This is a genomic window from uncultured Lentibacter sp., assembly GCF_937123735.1.
In the GTDB taxonomy this organism is placed as follows: Bacteria; Pseudomonadota; Alphaproteobacteria; order Rhodobacterales; family Rhodobacteraceae; genus Lentibacter.
Genome location: NZ_CAKZKL010000004.1, coordinates 35,593 through 53,255, shown reverse-complemented (window position 1 = coordinate 53,255; position 17,663 = coordinate 35,593). Strand labels below are relative to the sequence as shown.

At 59.8% G+C, this 17,663-nt stretch carries 20 protein-coding genes and 1 tRNA gene; 11 read left to right on the top strand and 10 right to left on the bottom strand.

Annotated elements, in window-relative coordinates:
* Positions 1 to 2 precede the first annotated feature (2 nt).
* Positions 3 to 824, bottom strand: coding sequence for an enoyl-ACP reductase FabI (gene fabI, locus Q0478_RS00380; protein ID WP_298674856.1), 822 nt, complete (start codon positions 822 to 824; stop codon positions 3 to 5).
* 101 nt (positions 825 to 925) lie between these two features.
* Here fabI and pdxH point away from each other — a divergent pair, with 101 nt between their 5' ends.
* From pdxH to Q0478_RS00365, 3 genes are all read left to right on the top strand, one after another.
* Positions 926 to 1,531, top strand: a complete 606-nt coding sequence (gene pdxH / locus Q0478_RS00375) for a pyridoxamine 5'-phosphate oxidase (protein WP_298674853.1) — start codon at positions 926 to 928, stop codon at positions 1,529 to 1,531.
* A gap of 144 nt (positions 1,532 to 1,675) precedes the next feature.
* The gene (locus tag Q0478_RS00370) at positions 1,676 to 2,206 is read left to right on the top strand and encodes a cold-shock protein (protein ID WP_298674850.1); all 531 of its coding nucleotides are present in this window, start codon (positions 1,676 to 1,678) and stop codon (positions 2,204 to 2,206) included.
* Positions 2,182 to 2,676: a DUF192 domain-containing protein gene (locus Q0478_RS00365; protein WP_298674847.1), complete on the top strand. Its 495-nt coding sequence runs from the start codon at positions 2,182 to 2,184 to the stop codon at positions 2,674 to 2,676. Before Q0478_RS00370 ends, Q0478_RS00365 begins: the two co-directional genes overlap by 25 nt.
* A 90-nt stretch (positions 2,677 to 2,766) precedes the next feature.
* Here the strand turns inward: Q0478_RS00365 and Q0478_RS00360 are convergent, their stop codons facing one another.
* From Q0478_RS00360 to Q0478_RS00350, 3 genes are read right to left on the bottom strand one after another with little or no spacing between them, the layout of a single operon-like run.
* A complete protein-coding gene (locus Q0478_RS00360) occupies positions 2,767 to 3,846 on the bottom strand; it encodes a methyltetrahydrofolate cobalamin methyltransferase (protein ID WP_298674844.1) in 1,080 nt (359 codons plus the stop codon).
* 12 nt (positions 3,847 to 3,858) lie between these two features.
* Positions 3,859 to 4,806 carry a methylenetetrahydrofolate reductase gene (locus tag Q0478_RS00355; protein WP_298674841.1) on the bottom strand — a complete coding sequence of 316 codons (948 nt, stop codon included), beginning with the start codon at positions 4,804 to 4,806 and terminating at the stop codon, positions 3,859 to 3,861.
* Between the two features lie 27 nt (positions 4,807 to 4,833).
* A complete protein-coding gene (locus Q0478_RS00350; RefSeq protein ID WP_298674838.1) occupies positions 4,834 to 5,130 on the bottom strand; it encodes a virulence factor in 297 nt (98 codons plus the stop codon).
* Positions 5,131 to 5,377: 247 nt separating this feature from the next.
* Here Q0478_RS00350 and Q0478_RS00345 point away from each other — a divergent pair, with 247 nt between their 5' ends.
* Entirely contained in the window at positions 5,378 to 6,490 is a 1,113-nt protein-coding gene (locus tag Q0478_RS00345; protein ID WP_298675120.1) for a Ppx/GppA phosphatase family protein, read from the top strand.
* A gap of 14 nt (positions 6,491 to 6,504) precedes the next feature.
* The gene (locus Q0478_RS00340) at positions 6,505 to 7,218 is read left to right on the top strand and encodes an RlmE family RNA methyltransferase (protein WP_298674836.1); all 714 of its coding nucleotides are present in this window, start codon (positions 6,505 to 6,507) and stop codon (positions 7,216 to 7,218) included.
* Here Q0478_RS00340 and Q0478_RS00335 read toward each other — a convergent pair.
* The gene (locus tag Q0478_RS00335) at positions 7,215 to 7,400 is read right to left on the bottom strand and encodes a hypothetical protein (protein ID WP_298674834.1); all 186 of its coding nucleotides are present in this window, start codon (positions 7,398 to 7,400) and stop codon (positions 7,215 to 7,217) included. The genes Q0478_RS00340 and Q0478_RS00335 overlap by 4 nt on opposite strands.
* 207 nt (positions 7,401 to 7,607) lie before the next feature.
* Here Q0478_RS00335 and glpD point away from each other — a divergent pair, with 207 nt between their 5' ends.
* Both glpD and glpK read left to right on the top strand, forming a co-directional pair.
* The gene (gene glpD, locus Q0478_RS00330) at positions 7,608 to 9,131 is read left to right on the top strand and encodes a glycerol-3-phosphate dehydrogenase (protein ID WP_298674831.1); all 1,524 of its coding nucleotides are present in this window, start codon (positions 7,608 to 7,610) and stop codon (positions 9,129 to 9,131) included.
* Positions 9,132 to 9,264: 133 nt separating this feature from the next.
* Complete coding sequence (gene glpK, locus Q0478_RS00325; RefSeq protein ID WP_298674828.1) at positions 9,265 to 10,743, top strand: glycerol kinase GlpK; 1,479 nt, start codon at positions 9,265 to 9,267, stop codon at positions 10,741 to 10,743.
* A gap of 70 nt (positions 10,744 to 10,813) precedes the next feature.
* Here the strand turns inward: glpK and Q0478_RS00320 are convergent.
* Positions 10,814 to 10,890, bottom strand: a tRNA-Ile gene (locus tag Q0478_RS00320).
* Positions 10,891 to 10,997: 107 nt separating this feature from the next.
* Between Q0478_RS00320 and purM the strand changes: the two genes are divergently transcribed.
* The 3 genes from purM (at position 10,998) to rnd (ending at position 13,850) form a co-directional block, all read left to right on the top strand.
* Positions 10,998 to 12,041, top strand: coding sequence for a phosphoribosylformylglycinamidine cyclo-ligase (purM, locus tag Q0478_RS00315; RefSeq protein ID WP_298674825.1), 1,044 nt, complete (start codon positions 10,998 to 11,000; stop codon positions 12,039 to 12,041).
* On the top strand, positions 12,038 to 12,628 hold the full coding sequence (purN, locus tag Q0478_RS00310; RefSeq protein ID WP_298674822.1) for a phosphoribosylglycinamide formyltransferase: 591 nt from the start codon (positions 12,038 to 12,040) through the stop codon (positions 12,626 to 12,628). Before purM ends, purN begins: the two co-directional genes overlap by 4 nt.
* Before the next feature lie 64 nt (positions 12,629 to 12,692).
* Positions 12,693 to 13,850, top strand: a complete 1,158-nt coding sequence (gene rnd / locus Q0478_RS00305; RefSeq protein WP_298674818.1) for a ribonuclease D — start codon at positions 12,693 to 12,695, stop codon at positions 13,848 to 13,850.
* Positions 13,851 to 13,917: 67 nt separating this feature from the next.
* Here the strand turns inward: rnd and Q0478_RS00300 are convergent, their stop codons facing one another.
* Positions 13,918 to 14,427: a hypothetical protein gene (locus tag Q0478_RS00300; RefSeq protein ID WP_298674815.1), complete on the bottom strand. Its 510-nt coding sequence runs from the start codon at positions 14,425 to 14,427 to the stop codon at positions 13,918 to 13,920.
* Between the two features lie 121 nt (positions 14,428 to 14,548).
* On the opposite strand from Q0478_RS00300, the gene Q0478_RS00295 reads away from it, so the two are divergent.
* Positions 14,549 to 14,953 (top strand): SufE family protein, encoded by a 405-nt coding sequence (locus Q0478_RS00295; RefSeq protein WP_298674812.1) that lies wholly within the window; start codon positions 14,549 to 14,551, stop codon positions 14,951 to 14,953.
* A gap of 83 nt (positions 14,954 to 15,036) precedes the next feature.
* Here Q0478_RS00295 and Q0478_RS00290 read toward each other — a convergent pair whose 3' ends face one another.
* The 3 genes from Q0478_RS00290 to bmt all read right to left on the bottom strand — a co-directional run bounded on the left by Q0478_RS00290 (position 15,037) and on the right by bmt (position 17,627).
* Positions 15,037 to 15,672: a DUF1638 domain-containing protein gene (locus Q0478_RS00290; protein WP_298674809.1), complete on the bottom strand. Its 636-nt coding sequence runs from the start codon at positions 15,670 to 15,672 to the stop codon at positions 15,037 to 15,039.
* A 67-nt stretch (positions 15,673 to 15,739) separates the two neighbouring features.
* A complete protein-coding gene (locus Q0478_RS00285; RefSeq protein ID WP_298674806.1) occupies positions 15,740 to 16,444 on the bottom strand; it encodes a corrinoid protein in 705 nt (234 codons plus the stop codon).
* Between the two features lie 175 nt (positions 16,445 to 16,619).
* Positions 16,620 to 17,627, bottom strand: coding sequence for a betaine--homocysteine S-methyltransferase (bmt, locus tag Q0478_RS00280; protein WP_298674803.1), 1,008 nt, complete (start codon positions 17,625 to 17,627; stop codon positions 16,620 to 16,622).
* Positions 17,628 to 17,663: the final 36 nt, after the last annotated feature.

Below are 17,663 nucleotides of genomic sequence, written 5' to 3'. Positions count from 1 at the left end.
GCTCAGTCCTTGCGGCCCGTGACCACGTCGATGTCCGGAGCGTCGACGGCTTTCATCCCAACGACATGATAGCCCGCGTCCACATGCAGGTTTTCGCCCGTCACGCCTGAGCCGAGATCGGAGAGCAGGTAGAGCGCGGATTTGCCGACATCATCGATTGTCACGTTGCGGCGCAGGGGCGAGTTCAGCTCGTTCCACTTCAGGATGTAGCGGAAATCGCCGATACCGGAGGCGGCGAGTGTCTTGATTGGGCCAGCGGAGATCGCGTTGACGCGGATGCCGTCTTTGCCCAGATCTTCAGCAAGATACTTCACGGAGGCCTCCAGCGCCGCCTTGGCAACGCCCATGACGTTATAATGCGGCATGACCTGCTCGGCGCCGTAATAGGTGAGGGTGAGCGCAGAGCCGCCCGGGCGCATCATTTTCTCGGCGCGCTGCATGATGGCGGTGAAGGAATAGACCGAGATGTCCATGGTCATGGTGAAGTTGTCGCGGCTGGTTTCGACATAGCGGCCGCGCAGCTCGTTCTTGTCGGAAAAGCCGATCGCGTGGACCACGAAATCAAACTCTCCCCAGCTGTCTTTCAGGCTGGCAAACAGCGCATCCATGGAGGCCTCATCGGCCACATCGCAGGGCAGGACCATATCTGAGCCCAGCTGCGCCGCCAGCGGCTTGACCCGTTTCAACAGGGCCTCGCCCTGATAGGAGAAGGCCAGCTCGGCACCGGCATCGGCGCAGGCTTTGGCGATCCCCCAAGCGATAGATTTGTCATTGGCAAGGCCCATGATAAGGCCGCGCTTGCCTGCCAACAGTTGATTGGACATGTCTGATCTCCGCCCGTGTGAAAAGTTAATGGGTTGTTGACGTCTTTAGGCGATTGCATAGGGTGCTTCAAGTCTGAGCACCAAAGCAAAAAGGAAAACCCATGGCAGATAGAAGCGGACTCTTTGCAGGGGATGATCCTTTCGTGATTGCCCAAAGCTGGCTGTCTTCGGCTGAGGACAGCGAGCCCAACGACCCCAACGCCATTGCGCTGGCCACTGTGGACAGCGACGGGCTGCCCAATGTGCGCATGGTTCTGCTCAAGGAAATCGAGGCGGATGCCTTTGTCTTTTACACAAATTACGGCTCAACCAAGGCCCGCGAGCTTGACGGGGCGGGCAAGGGGGCTTTTGTGCTCCACTGGAAATCGCTGCGCCGGCAGGTGCGGGTGCGCGGGCTTGTGAGCCGTGTTGAGGGGCCACAGGCGGATGCCTATTATCAGTCGCGCTCGCTCAAGAGCCGTTTGGGGGCCTGGGCCTCGGACCAGTCGCAACCTTTGAGCTCGCGCGCGGCGCTTATGGCCAAGGTTGCCAAGATCACCGCTGAGAAAGGCATGCACCCGGAGCGCCCGCCCTTTTGGGGTGGGTTTCGCATTGTGCCCTTGGAAATAGAGTTTTGGGCGGATGGTGCGTTCCGTTTGCACGACCGATTTAGGTGGGTGCGCAAAAGTGTTGCGCACGATTGGGAGGTAACACGTTTGAATCCCTAAATAATTGTTAACAGTGACGCTTATTGGCGTCACTTTGTGTCGCAAGCCGGCCCCTCTTTTGATCATATTTGCATCTAAATGACACTTGCGAGGCTCTGTTTATTCGCTTCAAAGACCACTGGTCTAATTGGGTGGAGTGAACAAATGTTGGAAGATCGCGACGAGACGGAATTCAATGTCTCTGGAAGCGTGAAATGGTTTGATCCGGTCAAAGGGTTTGGCTTTGTTGTTGCAGACACCGGCGGCCCAGACATTCTGCTTCATGCAAATGTGTTGCGTAATTTTGGACAGAATTCTGTCGCGGATGGCGCGCGCGTTGATATTATCGTGCAGATGACAGAGCGCGGGGTGCAGGCTGTTGAAGTGCTTGCCATTCAGCCGCCTGTCAGCGAAGATTCAGTGGCGTTGGCCGACTTTGAGGAGTTTGACCCTGCCGAGATGGCGGCGGCCCCTCTTGAGGCGGCGCGTGTGAAGTGGTTTGACAAGGCCAAAGGCTTCGGTTTTGCCAATGTATATGGCAACAATGACGATGTCTTTATTCACATTGAAGTGTTGCGCCGTTCGGGCTTTGCCGACCTTCAGCCAGGCGAGGCCGTGGCCATCAAGACGATTGATGGCAAGCGCGGGCGCATGGCAACGGAGGTTCGCTCTTGGGAGAGCGCCGTAAAGGGCTAAAATTCTGGTGTCTCGCCGCGGTGATCTGGGGCGGGCTCACACACCCGCTTTGGGCGGGATGCGAGCCAGACAAACTTATGCTGCGCGGCCCATGGGGGCAGGCGCAGTTTTTTGTTGAGATCGCCAACGATTCGGACAGCCGTGCGCAAGGGCTGATGTATCGTGAGACGCTCGCGCGCACCGCCGGGATGCTGTTTGTCTATGACACGCCCGCGCAGCTGGGGTTTTGGATGCGCAACACGCTGATCCCGCTGGATTTGCTGTTTGTCGATGAGCGTGGGCGGATCATCCACATTCACCACAACGCGCAACCGCTTGATGAAACAGTCATTTACAGCAACGGGCTTGCGACGGCTGTTTTGGAGATAAACGGCGGAATGGCGGAACAGTTCGGGATCGGCCTGGGCAGTGACCTTCAGCATGAAAGTTTTGATCAAACGGTGGCGCATTGGCCCTGTGAGGCGTCCTAGCCCGCCGTATGGCGTGCCGGATGGCCCAAAAAAAGATGCCCCCGCACAGCGGTGCAGGGGCGTTCTCAGGTCTCAGGTTTTGGGCGCAGATCAGCCGCGGCGGCGCCCGCCTGTGCGGCCTGCACGGCCACGGTGCTCTTGCCCGGCTTTGGGCGCAACGCGGTTGAAATTGATCCAGGCCCCGCCGCCATCATCATTGTTTGTGAGGAAGTTGGCGGCGCGGATCGCCTCCATTTCCTTACCGGCGCGCGGCTTGGTGGAGCCGAGGCCGAAGAGCTGGCAGAAGGTTTCATCATCCATGTCGGCGGGCAGCACGATGCCGGAGGCTTCCACCTCGGCGCGCTTCTCGGCGATCTTGGTGGGGCCAACGGGGATGGCCACGGGGTTCATGATGGCCGAGGTCATGCCGGCGGTGATGGCCATGGGCAGGAAGGCGTTGTTGATGCCGTGGCGGTTGGGCAGGCCGAAGCTGATGTTGGAGGCGCCGCAGGTGGTGTTGACGCCGAGCTCCTCGCGCAGGCGGCGCACGAGCGTGAAGACCTGCAGACCCGCCGTGCCCATCGCGCCAATGGGCATGACGAGCGGATCCACCACGATATCATGGGCGGGGATGCCGAAATCCGCCGCGCGCTCGACGATCTTTTTGGCCACGGCAAAGCGCACGTCAGGGTCTTCGGAAATGCCGGTGTCGTCATTGGAGATGGCCACGACTGGCACGTTGTATTTTTTCACGAGCGGCAGAACCTGCTCAAGGCGCTCTTCCTCGCCTGTGACCGAGTTCAGAAGCGGGCGGCCCTCGGCTGTGGCGAGGCCGTTTTCCAGAGCGCCCGGCACGGAGCTGTCAATGCAAAGAGGAGAATCTGTCACCGCCTGCACATGCTCGATGAGCTGTTTCATCAGCGTGGGCTCAACGAAGTTGTTGTCCGCATAGCGGGGGTCTTCGGCCATTTTGTTGGAAAAGACAGCGCCAGAGTTGATGTCAAGGATGGTGGCCCCTGCCGCGACCTGCGCCAGAGCATCGGCCTGCACGCGGGAAAAATCGCCGCGCTCAAGCTCTTCGTTGAGAATCTTGCGCCCGGTGGGGTTGATGCGCTCGCCGATCACTGTGAACGGCTGGTCAAAGCCGATGATGGCGGTTTTTGTTTTGGATTCGACGATCGTTCTTGTCATGTGAGCGCTTTCTTATGCTTGTTTGGCTTGGGCTGAGGCCGGAACGCCAGAGGCGCCGCCGTGCTCTGTGGCCCAAGTGGCGTTGGTTTTGATGCCGCCGAGCGGGAAGAAATGCACCTGCTCGATGTTGAAGTCGGGGTTTGCGGCTTTGTGAGCGGCCAGCTCTGCGAGCACCTCTGTGGGCTCGTAGGGCAGAAGCAGCTTTGTCACATCCATGGCGCGCTTTTGCAGCACTTTGAGCGAGGGGCCGACGCCACAGGCGATGGCAAATTTGATCAGCGTTTGCAGCTTGGCCGGGCCAGCGATGCCGATATGCACCGGGATATCGACGCCCGCTGCCTTCAGGCTGTTGGCCCATTCGATGATTGGGCCGGCCTCAAAGGCAAACTGGGTGGCGAGGGCCATTTTGGCCTCGGTGCGCTCGGAGAATTTCTGCTTCCATTGCAAGGCTTCATCAACGTTTTTGGTGCTGCCGTCTGTGTCGATGTCCTTGTTGCCCTCCGGATGGCCGGCAACATGCAGGCGGGTGAAGCCGGCTTTGTCAAAGAGGCCGGTCTCCAAGAGCTGCATGGAGGAGTGGAAATCACCGTGCGGAGTATCCACACCACCGGCTAGCAGGAGCGCCTGCTTTACATTGGCTTCGCCTTGATACATGGCGATCCAGTTTTCCAGCATGGCGGCATCCTTGAGGATGCGCGCGGGGAAATGCGGCATCACCTCAAAGCCTTCGCCATTGAGTCGCGCGGCGGTCTCGACCATCTCCTCGATCGGCGTGCCCTCGATATGGGCGATATAGACCCGTGTGCCGGTTGGCAGGATGTCGCGGAAACTTTCGACCTTGGAGGCCGTGCGCGGCATGACCTCGATGGAGTAGCCTTGCAGGAAAGCTTCCATCTGGGCGGGGTTGGCTGTGACGGCTGCGGTGTCAGCCGATTTTTTGCGGAAATTGAGCAGTGCCATCATGGCCTCCCTGATGTTCATGGGCGTTCAGGCCCAGCCTTCATTGGCGATCAGCGCTTTGATGCGCTCCTTGTCGTAGTCTGCATCAATGCGCGCGGCCTCTGCGGCGGCGATTTCTGCGGGGTCTCCTTCTACAGTGAAGGGATCGGCCTTGCGCCACTCGGCCATGTAGGCGTCGCTGTCTTCCGCGCCGATCTTCATGGCGGCGCGGTCAATCGCTTGCTCAAAGCGCTCGGGCAGGGGGGCTTTGGAGCCGCGCCGGCCCTTGCCCACAATGACCTGAGCCGGAATGTCGCGCCAGTAAACGATTGTGACGTCGGGCATGGTTGATTCCCTTCCTGTTTCGATCTCCACGTCTAAAGGACCCAAACGCGACATCAGCGCCCGTTTTCGACTTTGCGGCGCATCTGAGCGACCTTGTGGAAAATTCTAACTTGAAATTGAGAGAAGCGGCAGCGCCTATGCTATGAAACCTTTTCACGGTCTTTATGAGGCGGGGCAAATTGAAACCCCTTGCGCAGGCGCGGGCCTCGGCATAGTTTGGGAGCAACTCAAAATGGAGGGCGTGACTATGGCGCCCATGCGTCCCAAAGGTGCGGGCGCTATCCCGAAATCGGTCGAGAGCGCCGCGCCCAAACCGCTTGAGTCCGGCCCGCTTTATGCGGCGCTGGACTTGGGAACGAACAGTTGCCGCATGTTGATTGCCCACCCCAAGGGCAGTCAGTTTCATGTGGTGGATAGCTATTCAAAGTCGGTCCAGCTTGGGATCGGCCTGGAAAGCACGGGGCGTTTGTCGCGCAGCTCCATGCAGCGCACCATTCAGGCGCTCAAAACCTGCCAGCAAAAGCTCAGACGCCACAAGGTGCGCAAGATGCGGCTTGTGGCCACCGAGGCTTGCCGGCGCGCCCAGAACGCGGGCGATTTCATTGCCAAGGTCAAGCGAGAGACCGGGCTGGCGCTTGAGATTATCCCAGCTGAAGAGGAAGCGCGGCTGGCTGTCATCTCTTGTGCGCCGCTTGTGAGCGCCAAGACCGAGCAGCTTCTGGTTGTGGATATCGGCGGCGGCTCGACGGAGCTTGTCTGGATTGATCTGTCAGATGTGCCCAGAAAGCACCGCGCCCGCGCGATCATGGGGATGCACCGAGGGTTTGGCCATGTGCAAAGTGGCGAGCCAGCGGCGCGGGTTGTGGACTGGATTTCTGTTCCGCTGGGCGTGGCGACGCTGAAAGACCAATTCGCGGATGTGGAAGATGATGCGGCGCGCTTTGCCCTGATGAGCTGGTTTTTTGAGGAAAACCTCGCGGATTTCACCCCCTATCAGGATGTGCAACAACGCGAGCGCTTCCAGATTGTGGGAACCTCCGGCACGGTTACCACGGTTGCGGCGAGCCATTTGGGGTTGCGCCGCTATGACCGCACCAAGGTGGACGGGTTGCGCATGAGTTCCGAACAGATTGATGCGGTCATTCGCGATTACCTCGCACTTGGTCCGGAGGGGCGGCGGCGTGATCCACGCATCGGACAGGACAGACAGGCGCTGATCATGTCTGGAAGCGCAATTTTGCAAGCCTTGCTGCGTTGCTGGCCCACGGACCGGTTGAGCGTGGCAGATCGGGGCCTGCGCGAGGGGTTGCTCTATGCGCAGATGAATGCGGATGGTGTGTTGGAGGACGGGCCTTTTTAGGGTAGAGCGGGACCATGGCAAAAAAACCAGACGGCAAAAACACATCCGGCCGCGGACAGCGCGAGCTCAAAGTGAAGGTGAAGACGGCGCGGGGGCGGCGCAGCTCCTCCACGCGGTGGCTACAGCGCCAGCTCAATGACCCCTATGTGAAGCGCGCGCAGGCTGAGGGCTATCGCGGACGCGCGGCGTTCAAGATTATGGAACTGGACGATAAATTCGGTTTTCTGGTGCCCGGCGCGCGGATTGTTGATCTGGGTTGCGCGCCCGGTGGCTGGCTGCAAGTGGCGGTGCCGCGGGTGAATGCGCTTGGCGATAAACCCGGCCCCAAAGGCACTATTTTGGGCGTGGATTTGCAGGTGGTGGAGCCGGTAACGGGCTGTGAAATCCATCAGCTTGATTTTATGGATGAGGGCGCAGATGACCAGGTCAAGACGTGGTTGGGCGGCAAGGCCGACGTGGTGATGTCAGATATGGCGGCCTCAAGCTCGGGTCACAAGCAGACCGACCATTTGCGCATTATCTCGCTGTGTGAGGCGGCGGCCTATTTTGCCTTTGATGTGCTGGAAACAGGCGGCACATTTGTCGCCAAGGTTCTGGCGGGGGGCGCGGAGGGTGAGCTGCAAAAGCTGCTCAAACAGAAGTTCACCAAGGTGGTCAATGTGAAACCCCCAAGCTCGCGCAGCGACAGCTCGGAAAAATTTGTCATCGCAACGGGATTTCGGGGCTAGGCCATGGCTGTAAGGCTTTGGTGTGCGCGCGTGAGAAGCTTTCCCAGCGTATCGGCCGAGCCGTTGGTCTGCTCCTTGCGGCCGGTGCTCTTGTGGGCTTGGCAGGCGGCTTGCGCCAGATTTTGTTGACGGATCAGCTCAAACAGCCGTGTGTGACGCGTTGTTGAAGGTGAGTTTGGCATAGTGACCTCGGTAATGATGAGCCCTCACCCAAGCACCGAGTGTTTAATATCTCTCTAAATTGCGTCAAAATTTCAACTTTTCTGGTCTGATTTGGGGGTATTTGCGCGGCCCCAGTGACCTTGATGTTTGGCCTTGACCCGTGGTCTTGGCCAAAGTGGGTTTTCTTTTGGCCGTGAACTGCTCATATGGCGCCGTTGGGGGGGATCATGCAGGGCGAGATCAAGGATATATTCATCATCGGCGGGGGCGTGAACGGCTGTGGCATTGCCCGAGATGCGGCGGGCCGTGGGCTTTCTGTGACGCTTGCTGAGCGGGCAGATTTGGCCAGTGGCACCTCCTCGGCGTCAACAAAGCTGTTTCACGGCGGGTTGCGTTATCTTGAGTATTTTGAATTTCGGCTTGTGCGCGAGGCGCTCAAGGAGCGCGAGGTTCTGCTCGCGATGATGCCACATATCAGTTGGCCCATGCGGTTTGTGCTGCCCCTGAGCCCACAGATGCGCTTTGATGCGAGCACGCCAGCGGCGCGCCTGTTGGCACGGTTGATGCCTTGGGCCAAGGGGCGGCGCCCCAACTGGCTGATCCGGCTGGGGCTTTTCTTGTATGATCATATGGGCGGGCGCAAGCTCTTGCCGCCAACCCGCAGCCTGCGGCTTGGGCAAGGCGCGCAGGACGCGGTGTTGCAGGAGCGGTTTCAGCGCGGATTTGAATACTCTGATGTTTGGATTGATGATGCCCGGCTGGTGAGTCTGAATGCGCGTGATGCGGCGCAACGCGGTGCGCAGATACTCACCCGCACAGAGGTTGTCTCGGCGCGGCGCGTGGCTGGTCTCTGGGAGATTGAGGTTGCCTGTAATGGGGTGTTGCAAAGGCACCGGGCGCGTGCGCTTGTCAATGCGGCGGGCCCCTGGGTGGCGCAGGCTTTGGGCCAGATCAGCAGCGCAATGCGCGGGCAGATCCGGCTGGTGCGCGGCTCGCACATTGTGGTGCCAAGGCTTTATGAGCATGACAAATGTTATTTCCTGCAAGGCGCAGACGGGCGGATCTGTTTTTTGATTCCCTACGAGGAAGCCTTTACGCTGATTGGCACGACGGACGCCGAGCACGCCACGCCTGAGCTGAGCCCGCAGGCCAGCGACGCGGAGAAAGCCTATCTTTTGGCGTTTGCCAACAGATATCTGCGCAAGCCGCTGCGCCCAGACGACATCATTTGGTCTTTTGCTGGGCTGCGGCCGCTTCAGGATGACGGGCAGGCCAGCGCCTCGGCGGCAACGCGCGATTATGAGCTGCGCCTTGAGGCAGATCAGGCCCCTTTGCTCACAGTCTTTGGTGGCAAGATCACAACCTATCGAAAGCTGGCAGAATCAGCAGTGAGCAAGCTTGCGCCAGAGACGGCCCCCTGGACCAGGGGCGCGCCTTTGCCCGGGGGAAATTTTGCGCTTGAGGCGCGCGCGGACCTGTTGGCGCGTATTGCAGAGCAGTATCCGCAGCTCTGTGCGCGCACGCAGCGGCGCTTGTTGCGCAGCTATGGAGACGAGGTTTTTGAAGTTCTTGGCCCGCCTGAGGAGCTGGAGGATCTGGGAGGCGGGCTGAGCCGGCGGGAAGTGGATTGGCTGATTGACCGCGAGTTTGCCCAAACTCCACAGGACATCCTCTGGCGGCGCAGCAAACTCGGGTTGCATATGACGCAAGAGGAGCAGGCGCATCTGGCCGCCTATATGGGCGGGCGCTGACAAATTCCTGTTGTGCCGGCTCTGTCTTGGAGAATGCCATGAAAGGCTTTAGCCTTGCGCCAGATGACGGCCAGGCAGGGCGCAGACAAGGGTAAGGCCGGGAGCAGGCTGGGGTAAGGCAGGGGAGAGAGAAATGTCTTATATTCTCGCGATTGATCAAGGCACCACAAGCTCGCGTGCCATCGTTTATGATGCGCAGATGCGCCCTTGCGGGCAGGCTCAAGAAGCCTTTGAGCAGCATTTTGCGCGCTCAGGTTGGGTTGAACATGCGCCGGATGATCTTTGGCAGACCGTGTTGCGCAGCGGGCAGAGGGCTTTGGCGGCGGCCGGGCTTTCGGGCCAGCAGCTTGCCGGGGTTGGCCTCACAAACCAGCGCGAAACCACGCTGCTGTGGGACCGCACGACGGGTGTGCCGCTTTACAATGCGATTGTCTGGCAAGACAGGCGCACAGCAGAGCGTTGTGCCCGCCTAAAGGCTGAGGGCCACGAGCCGATGGTGAGGCGCACGACGGGGCTGTTGCTGGATCCGTATTTCAGCGCCACAAAACTGGCTTGGATTCTGGACCATGTTGAAGGCGCGCGCGCGCGCGCCGAGGCGGGGCAACTGGCTTTTGGAACGGTTGACAGCTGGCTGTTGTGGAAGCTCACCGGCGGCAAGACCCATGCAACAGACGCCACCAATGCTGCGCGCACGCTGCTTTATGACATTCACGAAGGGGAATGGTCTGAGGCGCTTTGCGCTTTGTTTGACATTCCCATGCGCCTTTTGCCCGAGGTGCATGATTGTGCCGCGCGGTTTGGCGAAACAGAGGTTTTTGGCGGCTCTGCCCCGATTTTGGGGGTTGCGGGCGATCAACAGGCTGCTGCCATCGGGCAGGGGTGTTTTCAGCCCGGAATGATGAAAGCCACCTATGGCACCGGCTGTTTTGCCCTGCTCAACACAGGCAGTGAGGCGGTCAACTCCGAACACAAGCTTCTGACAACCGTGGCTTACCAACTGGAGGGGCAGCCGAGCTATGCGCTGGAAGGCTCGATCTTTGTGGCGGGGGCCGTCGTGCAGTGGTTGCGAGATTCTTTGGGGATCATCGCCGATGCACAGGCCTGCGACACCCTGGCTGCGACGGCGGATCTTCAGCAGGATGTGGTGCTGGTGCCGGCCTTCACGGGGCTTGGCGCGCCGTATTGGAACCCAGAGTGTCGCGGGGCGCTGTTTGGTCTCACCCGCGCGACGGGACCCGCAGAGATTGTGCGCGCCGCTTTGCAATCGGTTGGGTTTCAGAGCCGTGATCTGTTGGAGGCCATGCAGGCGGACTGGCCCGCAGCGCAGCGCGCCACCCTGCGGGTAGACGGGGGGATGTGTGCGTCCGATTGGACCATGCAGTCTTTGGCCGATATCACCGGTCGCGATGTGGAGCGGCCTGTTCTTTTGGAATCGACCGCTTTGGGGGCGGCCTGGTTGGCCGGGCGGGCGGCTGGACTTTATCCTGGGCAAGCCGAGTTTTCGACGCTGTGGCAGCGCGACAGATGCTTTTCTCCCGATAGGAGCGCCGAGGGCCGCGCGGCCAGCTATGCCCGTTGGAAAGCAGCGGTGGCGGCTGCAAAGCTGGTTTAGGGCCTATGGGCCGAACGCCGGAAACACCGGGGCGCGAAGCGCGAGGCCGTGCGCGGCTTGTTTGGGGAAATGGTAGGCCCGGCAGGACTTGAACCCGCAACCAAAGCGTTATGAGCGCTCTGCTCTAACCAGTTGAGCTACAGGCCCCCCATGGGCCTTTGGTTATCAGAGTGCGCGGGCGCGTCAAGTCTTACCGTTGCAGAGAGGCGGGGGATGATTTAATGCGAAGGCCAAGCGACAATGGGGGCTTCACGATGGCGGCGAAAAACGGGATCACCTACGCAGATGCGGGTGTAGATATTGATGCGGGCAACGCCCTTGTGGAGCGGATCAAACCGGCTGCAAAGCGCACACAGCGCTCTGGTGTTATGGCTGGGCTGGGCGGCTTTGGTGCGCTGTTTGACCTCAAGGCGGCGGGCTATAACGACCCGATCCTTGTGGCGGCCACAGATGGGGTGGGGACCAAGCTTAGGATCGCCATTGACACTGGCGAAGTGGACGGCGTGGGCATTGACTTGGTGGCCATGTGCGTCAACGACCTTGTGTGTCAGGGAGCTGAACCGCTGTTTTTTCTTGATTATTTTGCGACGGGGCGTCTTGAGATGGACAAGGCCGCGCGCATTATTGAAGGAATTGCCAAGGGCTGTGAGCTGTCTGGCTGCGCTTTGATAGGCGGAGAAACAGCGGAAATGCCGGGCATGTATCCGGATGGAGATTTCGACCTCGCGGGGTTTGCTGTGGGCGCGATGGAGCGTGGCGCAGATTTGCCGCGCGGTGTGATGGAAGGCGATGTGCTGCTGGGGCTGGGCTCTGACGGGGTGCATTCCAACGGCTATAGCCTTGTGCGCAAGCTGGTTGAGCACTCCGGTCTGGGCTGGGATGCTGACTGCCCCTGGGCAGACGGCACGTTGGGCGCGGCGTTGCTCACACCGACACGGCTTTATGTGAAACCGGCCCTCGCGGCCGTGCAAAGCGGGGGTGTTCATGCGCTGGCCCATATCACCGGCGGCGGGCTGACCGAGAATTTGCCACGGGTTTTGCCCGAGGGGCTGGGGGCCCAGATTGATCTTTCAGCCTGGCAGTTGCCGGATGTGTTCAAATGGCTGGCCAAAACCGGCGCAATGGCCGAGGCCGAGCTGCTCAAGACGTTCAACGCCGGGATTGGGATGATCCTGTCTGTCGAGCAAGCCGAGGCGGCACGCTTGAGCGCGCTGTTGCAGGCCGAGGGCGAGACTGTCTTCACGCTGGGGCGCGTTACGGCGGGCGCAGGCGTGCGCTATGAGGGCCGCCTCGTTTGACACGGGTGGCGCTGTTCATCTCCGGGGGAGGCTCCAACATGCTCTCGCTGGTGCAGAGCATGACAGAAGCCCATCCGGCGCGGCCCTGTCTGGTCTTGTCCAACCGTCCTGAGGCCGGCGGGCTGGCCAAGGCGGCGGCATTGGGGATTGCAACCGAGGTTGTGGACCACCGCCCCTTTGGGGCTGATCGGGCGGGTTTTGAAGCGGCCTTGCAGGACGTATTGGCGCGATATGCGCCTGATCTGATCTGTTTGGCTGGGTTTATGCGGGTGCTCACTGGCGAATTTACCGGGCACTGGGAGGGACGGATGCTCAATATTCATCCGTCATTGCTACCCAAATACAAAGGGCTCAACACCCACCAACGGGCGCTCGACGCGGGCGACGCGCAAGCAGGTTGCACCGTGCATGAGGTGACTGCGAAGCTGGACGACGGACCGATTTTAGGACAAGCGCGTGTGCCTGTGAAGGCGGGCGACACGGCCCAAACGCTTGCCGCGCGTGTGCTTGAGGAGGAGCATCGGCTGTATCCGGCCGTGCTTGCGCGGTTTGTCAGCGGGGACAAGCGGCCGCTCTATTGGCCCTGATCCTTTTCATTTACACGCGGCTCGGATATAGGCCGTGCCAGATCCAGCAAAAGCAGACGTCTTAATGAGAACACTCACCACCACCGAAGAGCTTGCGCAATTTTGCCAAGAGGCCGCAACCCACGACTATGTGACTGTTGACACGGAGTTTTTGCGAGAGCGGACCTATTACTCCAAGCTGTGTCTTGTGCAGCTCGCGATGCCGGGCACGAGCGATGAAACGGCTGTTCTGGTGGACCCATTGGCCAGTGGGATTTCGCTGCAGCCGCTGTATGATTTGATGGCGGATGAAACCACCGTGAAGGTGTTTCATGCCGCGCGCCAGGACCTTGAGATTTTCTTTCATGATGGCAATGTGATCCCGGCGCCTCTGTTTGACACCCAGGTTGCGGCCATGGTGTGTGGATTTGGCGAGCAGGTTGGTTATGAAACACTTGTGCGCAAGATTGCCAAGGAAACTGTGGACAAAAGCAGCCGGTTTACCGATTGGTCGCGCCGGCCGCTTTCGGAGGCGCAAAAAAGCTATGCTTTGGCCGATGTCACCCATCTGCGCCAGATATACGAATATTTGCGCGACCAACTTGCCAAATCAAAGCGCGATATTTGGGTGCGTGAAGAACTGGCGGTGTTGCGCGCGCCACAAACCTATCAGATTGACCCCGGCAACGCCTGGGAAAGAGTGAAGACGCGCACGAGTTCGGGCAAGTTTCTGGCGATTGTGCGCGAGCTTGCCAGATTTCGCGAGAGTTACGCGCAGGCGCGCAATGTGCCGCGCAGCCGGGTTTACAAAGATGACGCATTGATCGAGCTGGCGTCAACCAAGCCCAAGGATATGAACGACTTGTCCCGTTCGCGGCTCCTGCTGCGCGAGGCGCGCAAGGGTGAGATTGCCGAGGGAATTCTGAAGGCTGTTGCTGCCGGGCAAGCTTGCCCAAGCGAAGATTATCCGGTTGTGGACACGCGGCGCGAGAAGCTCAATGTGAACCCGGCTCTGGCCGATTTGCTACGGGTGTTGCTGAAAGCAAAAACCGAAGAGATGGGTGTGGCGGCCAAGCTGATTGCCTCGGCCAGCGACCTTGACATGTTGGCGGCGGGTGACCGGGATGTGCCTGCGATGCGCGGTTGGCGGCTTGAGGCATTCGGCGCGGACGCTCTGCGGCTCTGCAATGGAGAGATCGGCCTTGCTGTGAAGGGGCGCGCTGTGAAGGTTTTCACGCTCTGAAGGCCGGGCCGCGCCCGGTATCGCGCGTTCCGGGACCGGTGCGGCGCGGATGCCAGGGGCGCAGATGTCAGGGGCGCAGCGTGCGCATGTTTTGGGCCGCTTTGACGCGGATCTCATTTAAGGTGCGCATCTGCGTGTCTGGCAAAAAGAGCGCGGCACTCACCTCACGCGCGCGCGGCGGAGCTGTGCGGGCGCGGCCCTTGGGATACTCGGCCTTGAGGGTGTAGCTGAGGTTTTGTCCGGCTGCGACGCCCTGTTCGGTGGGGTCATCCGGGATCAGCGCGACATTATAAGCACCCAGTGTGGCGCTCAGACCCGTGACCCGCAGGATGGCCCCGCCGGCGGCCGGCTCAAGAGACAGCTGCAAGATTTGCTCAAGCGCAACGCCATTGTAAGGTGCCTCGGCGCGTATGAGTGCAGAGCGCTGCGGGATGAGGGGATTGCTGGCTGTCGCGGCCTCGGGGCTTTCTGTTTTGGCGCCCCATTTGAACGGGTTCAGCGCGCGCGATCCAGAACCGGAAGAGCAGCCTTGCAGCGCAAGAGCCGAGAGTAGGGCTGTTGTGAGCATAAACCGCATGTGAGACTCCAGCGTTGATCTTCCTTGGTGCTACCTGATTGCGCAGGGCTTGAAAAGACGGGAATAGATATGGACCTTTGCGACAGAGGTGCCTATCTCACAGGGAGGAAGAGGAGAGCCTATGGCCAGCGCAGCGTTTGAAGAACTTGTCGAGGACTTTGAATTTTTGGAGGACTGGGAGGAGCGCTATGCTCTGGTTATTGAGCTTGGCAAAGCCATGGCACCTCTGGAGGAGGCCTTGAAAGTGCCCGCAACCAAGGTGGAGGGCTGTGCCAGCCAGGTGTGGCTCCACCCAGTGGTAGAGGCGGGCGTGTTTCGCTTTGAAGGTGAGTCCGATGCTGTGATTGTGCGCGGGTTGGTGGCTGTTTTACGACGGCTTTACAACGGGTTGACACTTGCAGAGGTGGCGGCGGTTGATGCTGAGGCCGAGCTTGGGCGGCTGGGCTTGCAAGAGCATTTGTCAGCGCAGCGCTCCAATGGGGTGCGGGCGATGATTGCGCGGATCAGAGCTGCCGCCGCGGGCTGAGACTTTTCGAATTTTGCTGCGCAAAATCCGACCGGCTGGGGGCTTTGCCCCCAGACCCCCAGGATATTTTTGGAAAGAAAAAATTACTGCGCCTGTGCTGACAGGGCTGTGGCGAGGTCTCCGTAACCGGTAAAGCGATACTCATAGGCCAGCCCGAGGCGGCGGGCGCAGTCTTTGGCTTTGTGCTCAAGAGCGGGATCTTGGGTTTGGGCTTGGTAGACCAATTTTGTATAATTTCCGAAAATCATGTCGCGCAATTCCGGATTTTTGTGCAGGCCCATGGGTTTCCAGACAAAGGCGTCAAACTGCTTGACCAAAAAATCGGTGAGGTAAAAGGCGGTGATCTCGTCGTCATGGACGGCAAACCGGCTATTGCCTTCAAAAAAGGAATAGCAATGCGGGCCAGCGACCATCTCGACGCCAAGCGCCTTGCATTTGGCTTCCAGCAAACCGCCGGTCCCGCAATCGGCGTAGACAATGAAAATCTGTGCGTAGGTGTTGCGGTGTTTGAGGACGGCGTCTTCGACCGCCTGTGGAATCTGGTCAGGATAAAGGTGCAAATTGGCGGGCAGGCATGTCAGATCGAGGTGAGACCAGTTGTTTTGGGCGATGAGCGCCAGAATTTCGCGGGCCAAAGCGCCGCAGGCAATGAGCAGGATGCGGCCCTGGCCTTTGGGCGGCAGGCCTTCTTCTGTCAGTGTGGCCTCATCAGGTAGCATTTGGCACTCCAAAAAAAAGACCCGCACGGCGCGCTGCCGACGGGCCTTTGCCGCACAGTCTGCGCGATTAGCCGGCAGCGGCGCTGTTGTGTTTGCGCAGCACGAATTCCTTGGCTGTTTCCACGGCGACGGCGGCGTCGCGGCAGTAAGCATCGGCACCAATGGCCTTGCCGAATTCCTCATTGAGCGGCGCACCGCCGACCAGAACGATATAGTCATCGCGGATGCCCTGTTCGACCATCGTGTCGATCACAACTTTCATGTAGGGCATGGTGGTTGTGAGCAGGGCGGACATGCCGAGGATCTCGGGTTTATGCTCTTCCAGAGCGGCGAGATAGTTTTCGACCGGGTTGTTGATGCCGATGTCTTCAACCTCAAAACCCGCGCCTTCCATCATCATGGCCACAAGGTTTTTGCCGATGTCGTGAATGTCGCCTTTGACCGTCCCGATCACCATACCGCCAACGCGCGGCGCGCCTGTTTCGGCGAGCAGCGGCTTGAGGATGGCCATGCCGCCCTTCATGGCGTTGGCCGCGAGCAGAACTTCGGGCACGAAAAGGATGCCATCGCGGAAGTCTTGCCCGACGATGGTCATTCCGCCAACGAGCGCTTCCGTGAGCACCCGATAGGGGGCCCAGTCACGGGACAGCAAGATGTTCACACCCTCTTCGATTTCCTCTTTGAGGCCATCATAGAGGTCGTCAAACATTTGTTGGACAAGCTCGTCGTCGTCAAGATCGGCAAGGATGATGTCTTGTTCTTCGTCCGACATGGCGGATTCCTTTGATAGAATTTTCTGGGTTCAGCTTTTGCCAAATTGCGACAATATGACTGGCCCGATTGCGACACACACGGGGCTGTTGCCGACCATCTGTGCGATTGTCTGGCCTATGGCCTGAAAAAGGGCCTTTGCGGGGCCTTTCGCGACCACAGGTTCTTGCGGCATATCAGGTGCGGCGGCGGTTTCTGCGGGGGGCCGGCGTGCCGGTGTCAAGCCCGTCGCTGGCCGAGGAAAAAGCGCCCAGGCGTGCGGTGATCTCTTCCAGCGAAGGTTTTTCGCCTTTTGGTTTTGTTTCAAGGGCTTCACGCATTTTTCGCAGGTGCGCCGGCATGGTGCCACAACAGCCACCGATGATCTTTGCGCCGCTGTCACGGGCAAGCACCGCATAGTCCGCCATCAGCTCGGGGGTGCCGTCATAATGGATGTGGCCGTCAACATATTTGGGAATGCCGGCATTGCCCTTTGCAACAATCGGGCGGGGTGTGCCCTGGGCGGCAAAGCCTTGCACCGTGCGTAACAAATCGGACGCGCCCACGCCGCAATTGGCCCCGTAGGCCAGCGGCGGATGGGCGAGCTTTTCGACCATCTTCACCATATCAGCGCTGGTCGTGCCCATCATGGTGCGCCCGGCGGTGTCAAAGCTCATGGTGCCGCACCACGGCATGTCGGCGAGTGCAAAGGCCTCTGCGGCGGCAATATACTCTTCGGGTGCTGAAATTGTTTCGAGCCAAAGCACATCGGCCCCACCGGCTTTGAGCCCTTCGGCTTGTTCATGAAAAATTTCCACCGCCAATGCGTGGGTAAGCTGGCCAAGGGGGGCCATGATTTCACCCGTTGGACCGACAGAGCCGGCAACAATGACGGTATGGTCGGCGCGGTCGGCGACATTGCGCCCGATTTCGGCGGCGATACGGCTAAGCTCATGGGCGCGTTTGGCGGCATCGTGCAGTTTGAGGCGGGCCGCATTTCCGCCAAAGGAGTTGGTCAGGAAAAGATCAGACCCAGCCTCGACCGCAGAGCTGTAAAGCGCTGTGATTTTGGCGGGTTCGGTGACATTCCAGAGTTCGGGCGCATCGCCGGAGCTGAGCCCCATATTGAACAAATTGGTGCCTGTTGCCCCATCTGCGAGCAGCCAGTCGCGGGTATCAAGGAGGGATTGAAGAGCGGTCGTCATGCTGTGCGCCTGTTTTGAGATTATGTGTGCCCATTT

Bases quoted from the DNA above. Each gene is read 5' to 3' on its own strand.
- fabI (WP_298674856.1), bottom strand. From the start codon at position 824: ATGTCCAATCAACTGTTGGCAGGCAAGCGCGGCCTTATCATGGGCCTT.
- Q0478_RS00345 (WP_298675120.1), top strand. From the start codon at position 5,378: ATGGCGCCCATGCGTCCCAAAGGTGCGGGCGCTATCCCGAAATCGGTC.
- Q0478_RS00285 (WP_298674806.1), bottom strand. From the start codon at position 16,444: ATGTCGGACGAAGAACAAGACATCATCCTTGCCGATCTTGACGACGAC.
- Q0478_RS00355 (WP_298674841.1), bottom strand. From the start codon at position 4,806: ATGGCACTGCTCAATTTCCGCAAAAAATCGGCTGACACCGCAGCCGTC.
- glpK (WP_298674828.1), top strand. From the start codon at position 9,265: ATGTCTTATATTCTCGCGATTGATCAAGGCACCACAAGCTCGCGTGCC.
- Q0478_RS00370 (WP_298674850.1), top strand. From the start codon at position 1,676: ATGTTGGAAGATCGCGACGAGACGGAATTCAATGTCTCTGGAAGCGTG.
- Q0478_RS00350 (WP_298674838.1), bottom strand. From the start codon at position 5,130: ATGCCCGACGTCACAATCGTTTACTGGCGCGACATTCCGGCTCAGGTC.
- purM (WP_298674825.1), top strand. From the start codon at position 10,998: ATGGCGGCGAAAAACGGGATCACCTACGCAGATGCGGGTGTAGATATT.
- Q0478_RS00290 (WP_298674809.1), bottom strand. From the start codon at position 15,672: ATGCTACCTGATGAGGCCACACTGACAGAAGAAGGCCTGCCGCCCAAA.
- glpD (WP_298674831.1), top strand. From the start codon at position 7,608: ATGCAGGGCGAGATCAAGGATATATTCATCATCGGCGGGGGCGTGAAC.
- bmt (WP_298674803.1), bottom strand. From the start codon at position 17,627: ATGACGACCGCTCTTCAATCCCTCCTTGATACCCGCGACTGGCTGCTC.
- Q0478_RS00340 (WP_298674836.1), top strand. From the start codon at position 6,505: ATGGCAAAAAAACCAGACGGCAAAAACACATCCGGCCGCGGACAGCGC.
- rnd (WP_298674818.1), top strand. From the start codon at position 12,693: ATGAGAACACTCACCACCACCGAAGAGCTTGCGCAATTTTGCCAAGAG.
- pdxH (WP_298674853.1), top strand. From the start codon at position 926: ATGGCAGATAGAAGCGGACTCTTTGCAGGGGATGATCCTTTCGTGATT.
- Q0478_RS00300 (WP_298674815.1), bottom strand. From the start codon at position 14,427: ATGCGGTTTATGCTCACAACAGCCCTACTCTCGGCTCTTGCGCTGCAA.
- Q0478_RS00335 (WP_298674834.1), bottom strand. From the start codon at position 7,400: ATGCCAAACTCACCTTCAACAACGCGTCACACACGGCTGTTTGAGCTG.
- Q0478_RS00360 (WP_298674844.1), bottom strand. From the start codon at position 3,846: ATGACAAGAACGATCGTCGAATCCAAAACAAAAACCGCCATCATCGGC.
- Q0478_RS00295 (WP_298674812.1), top strand. From the start codon at position 14,549: ATGGCCAGCGCAGCGTTTGAAGAACTTGTCGAGGACTTTGAATTTTTG.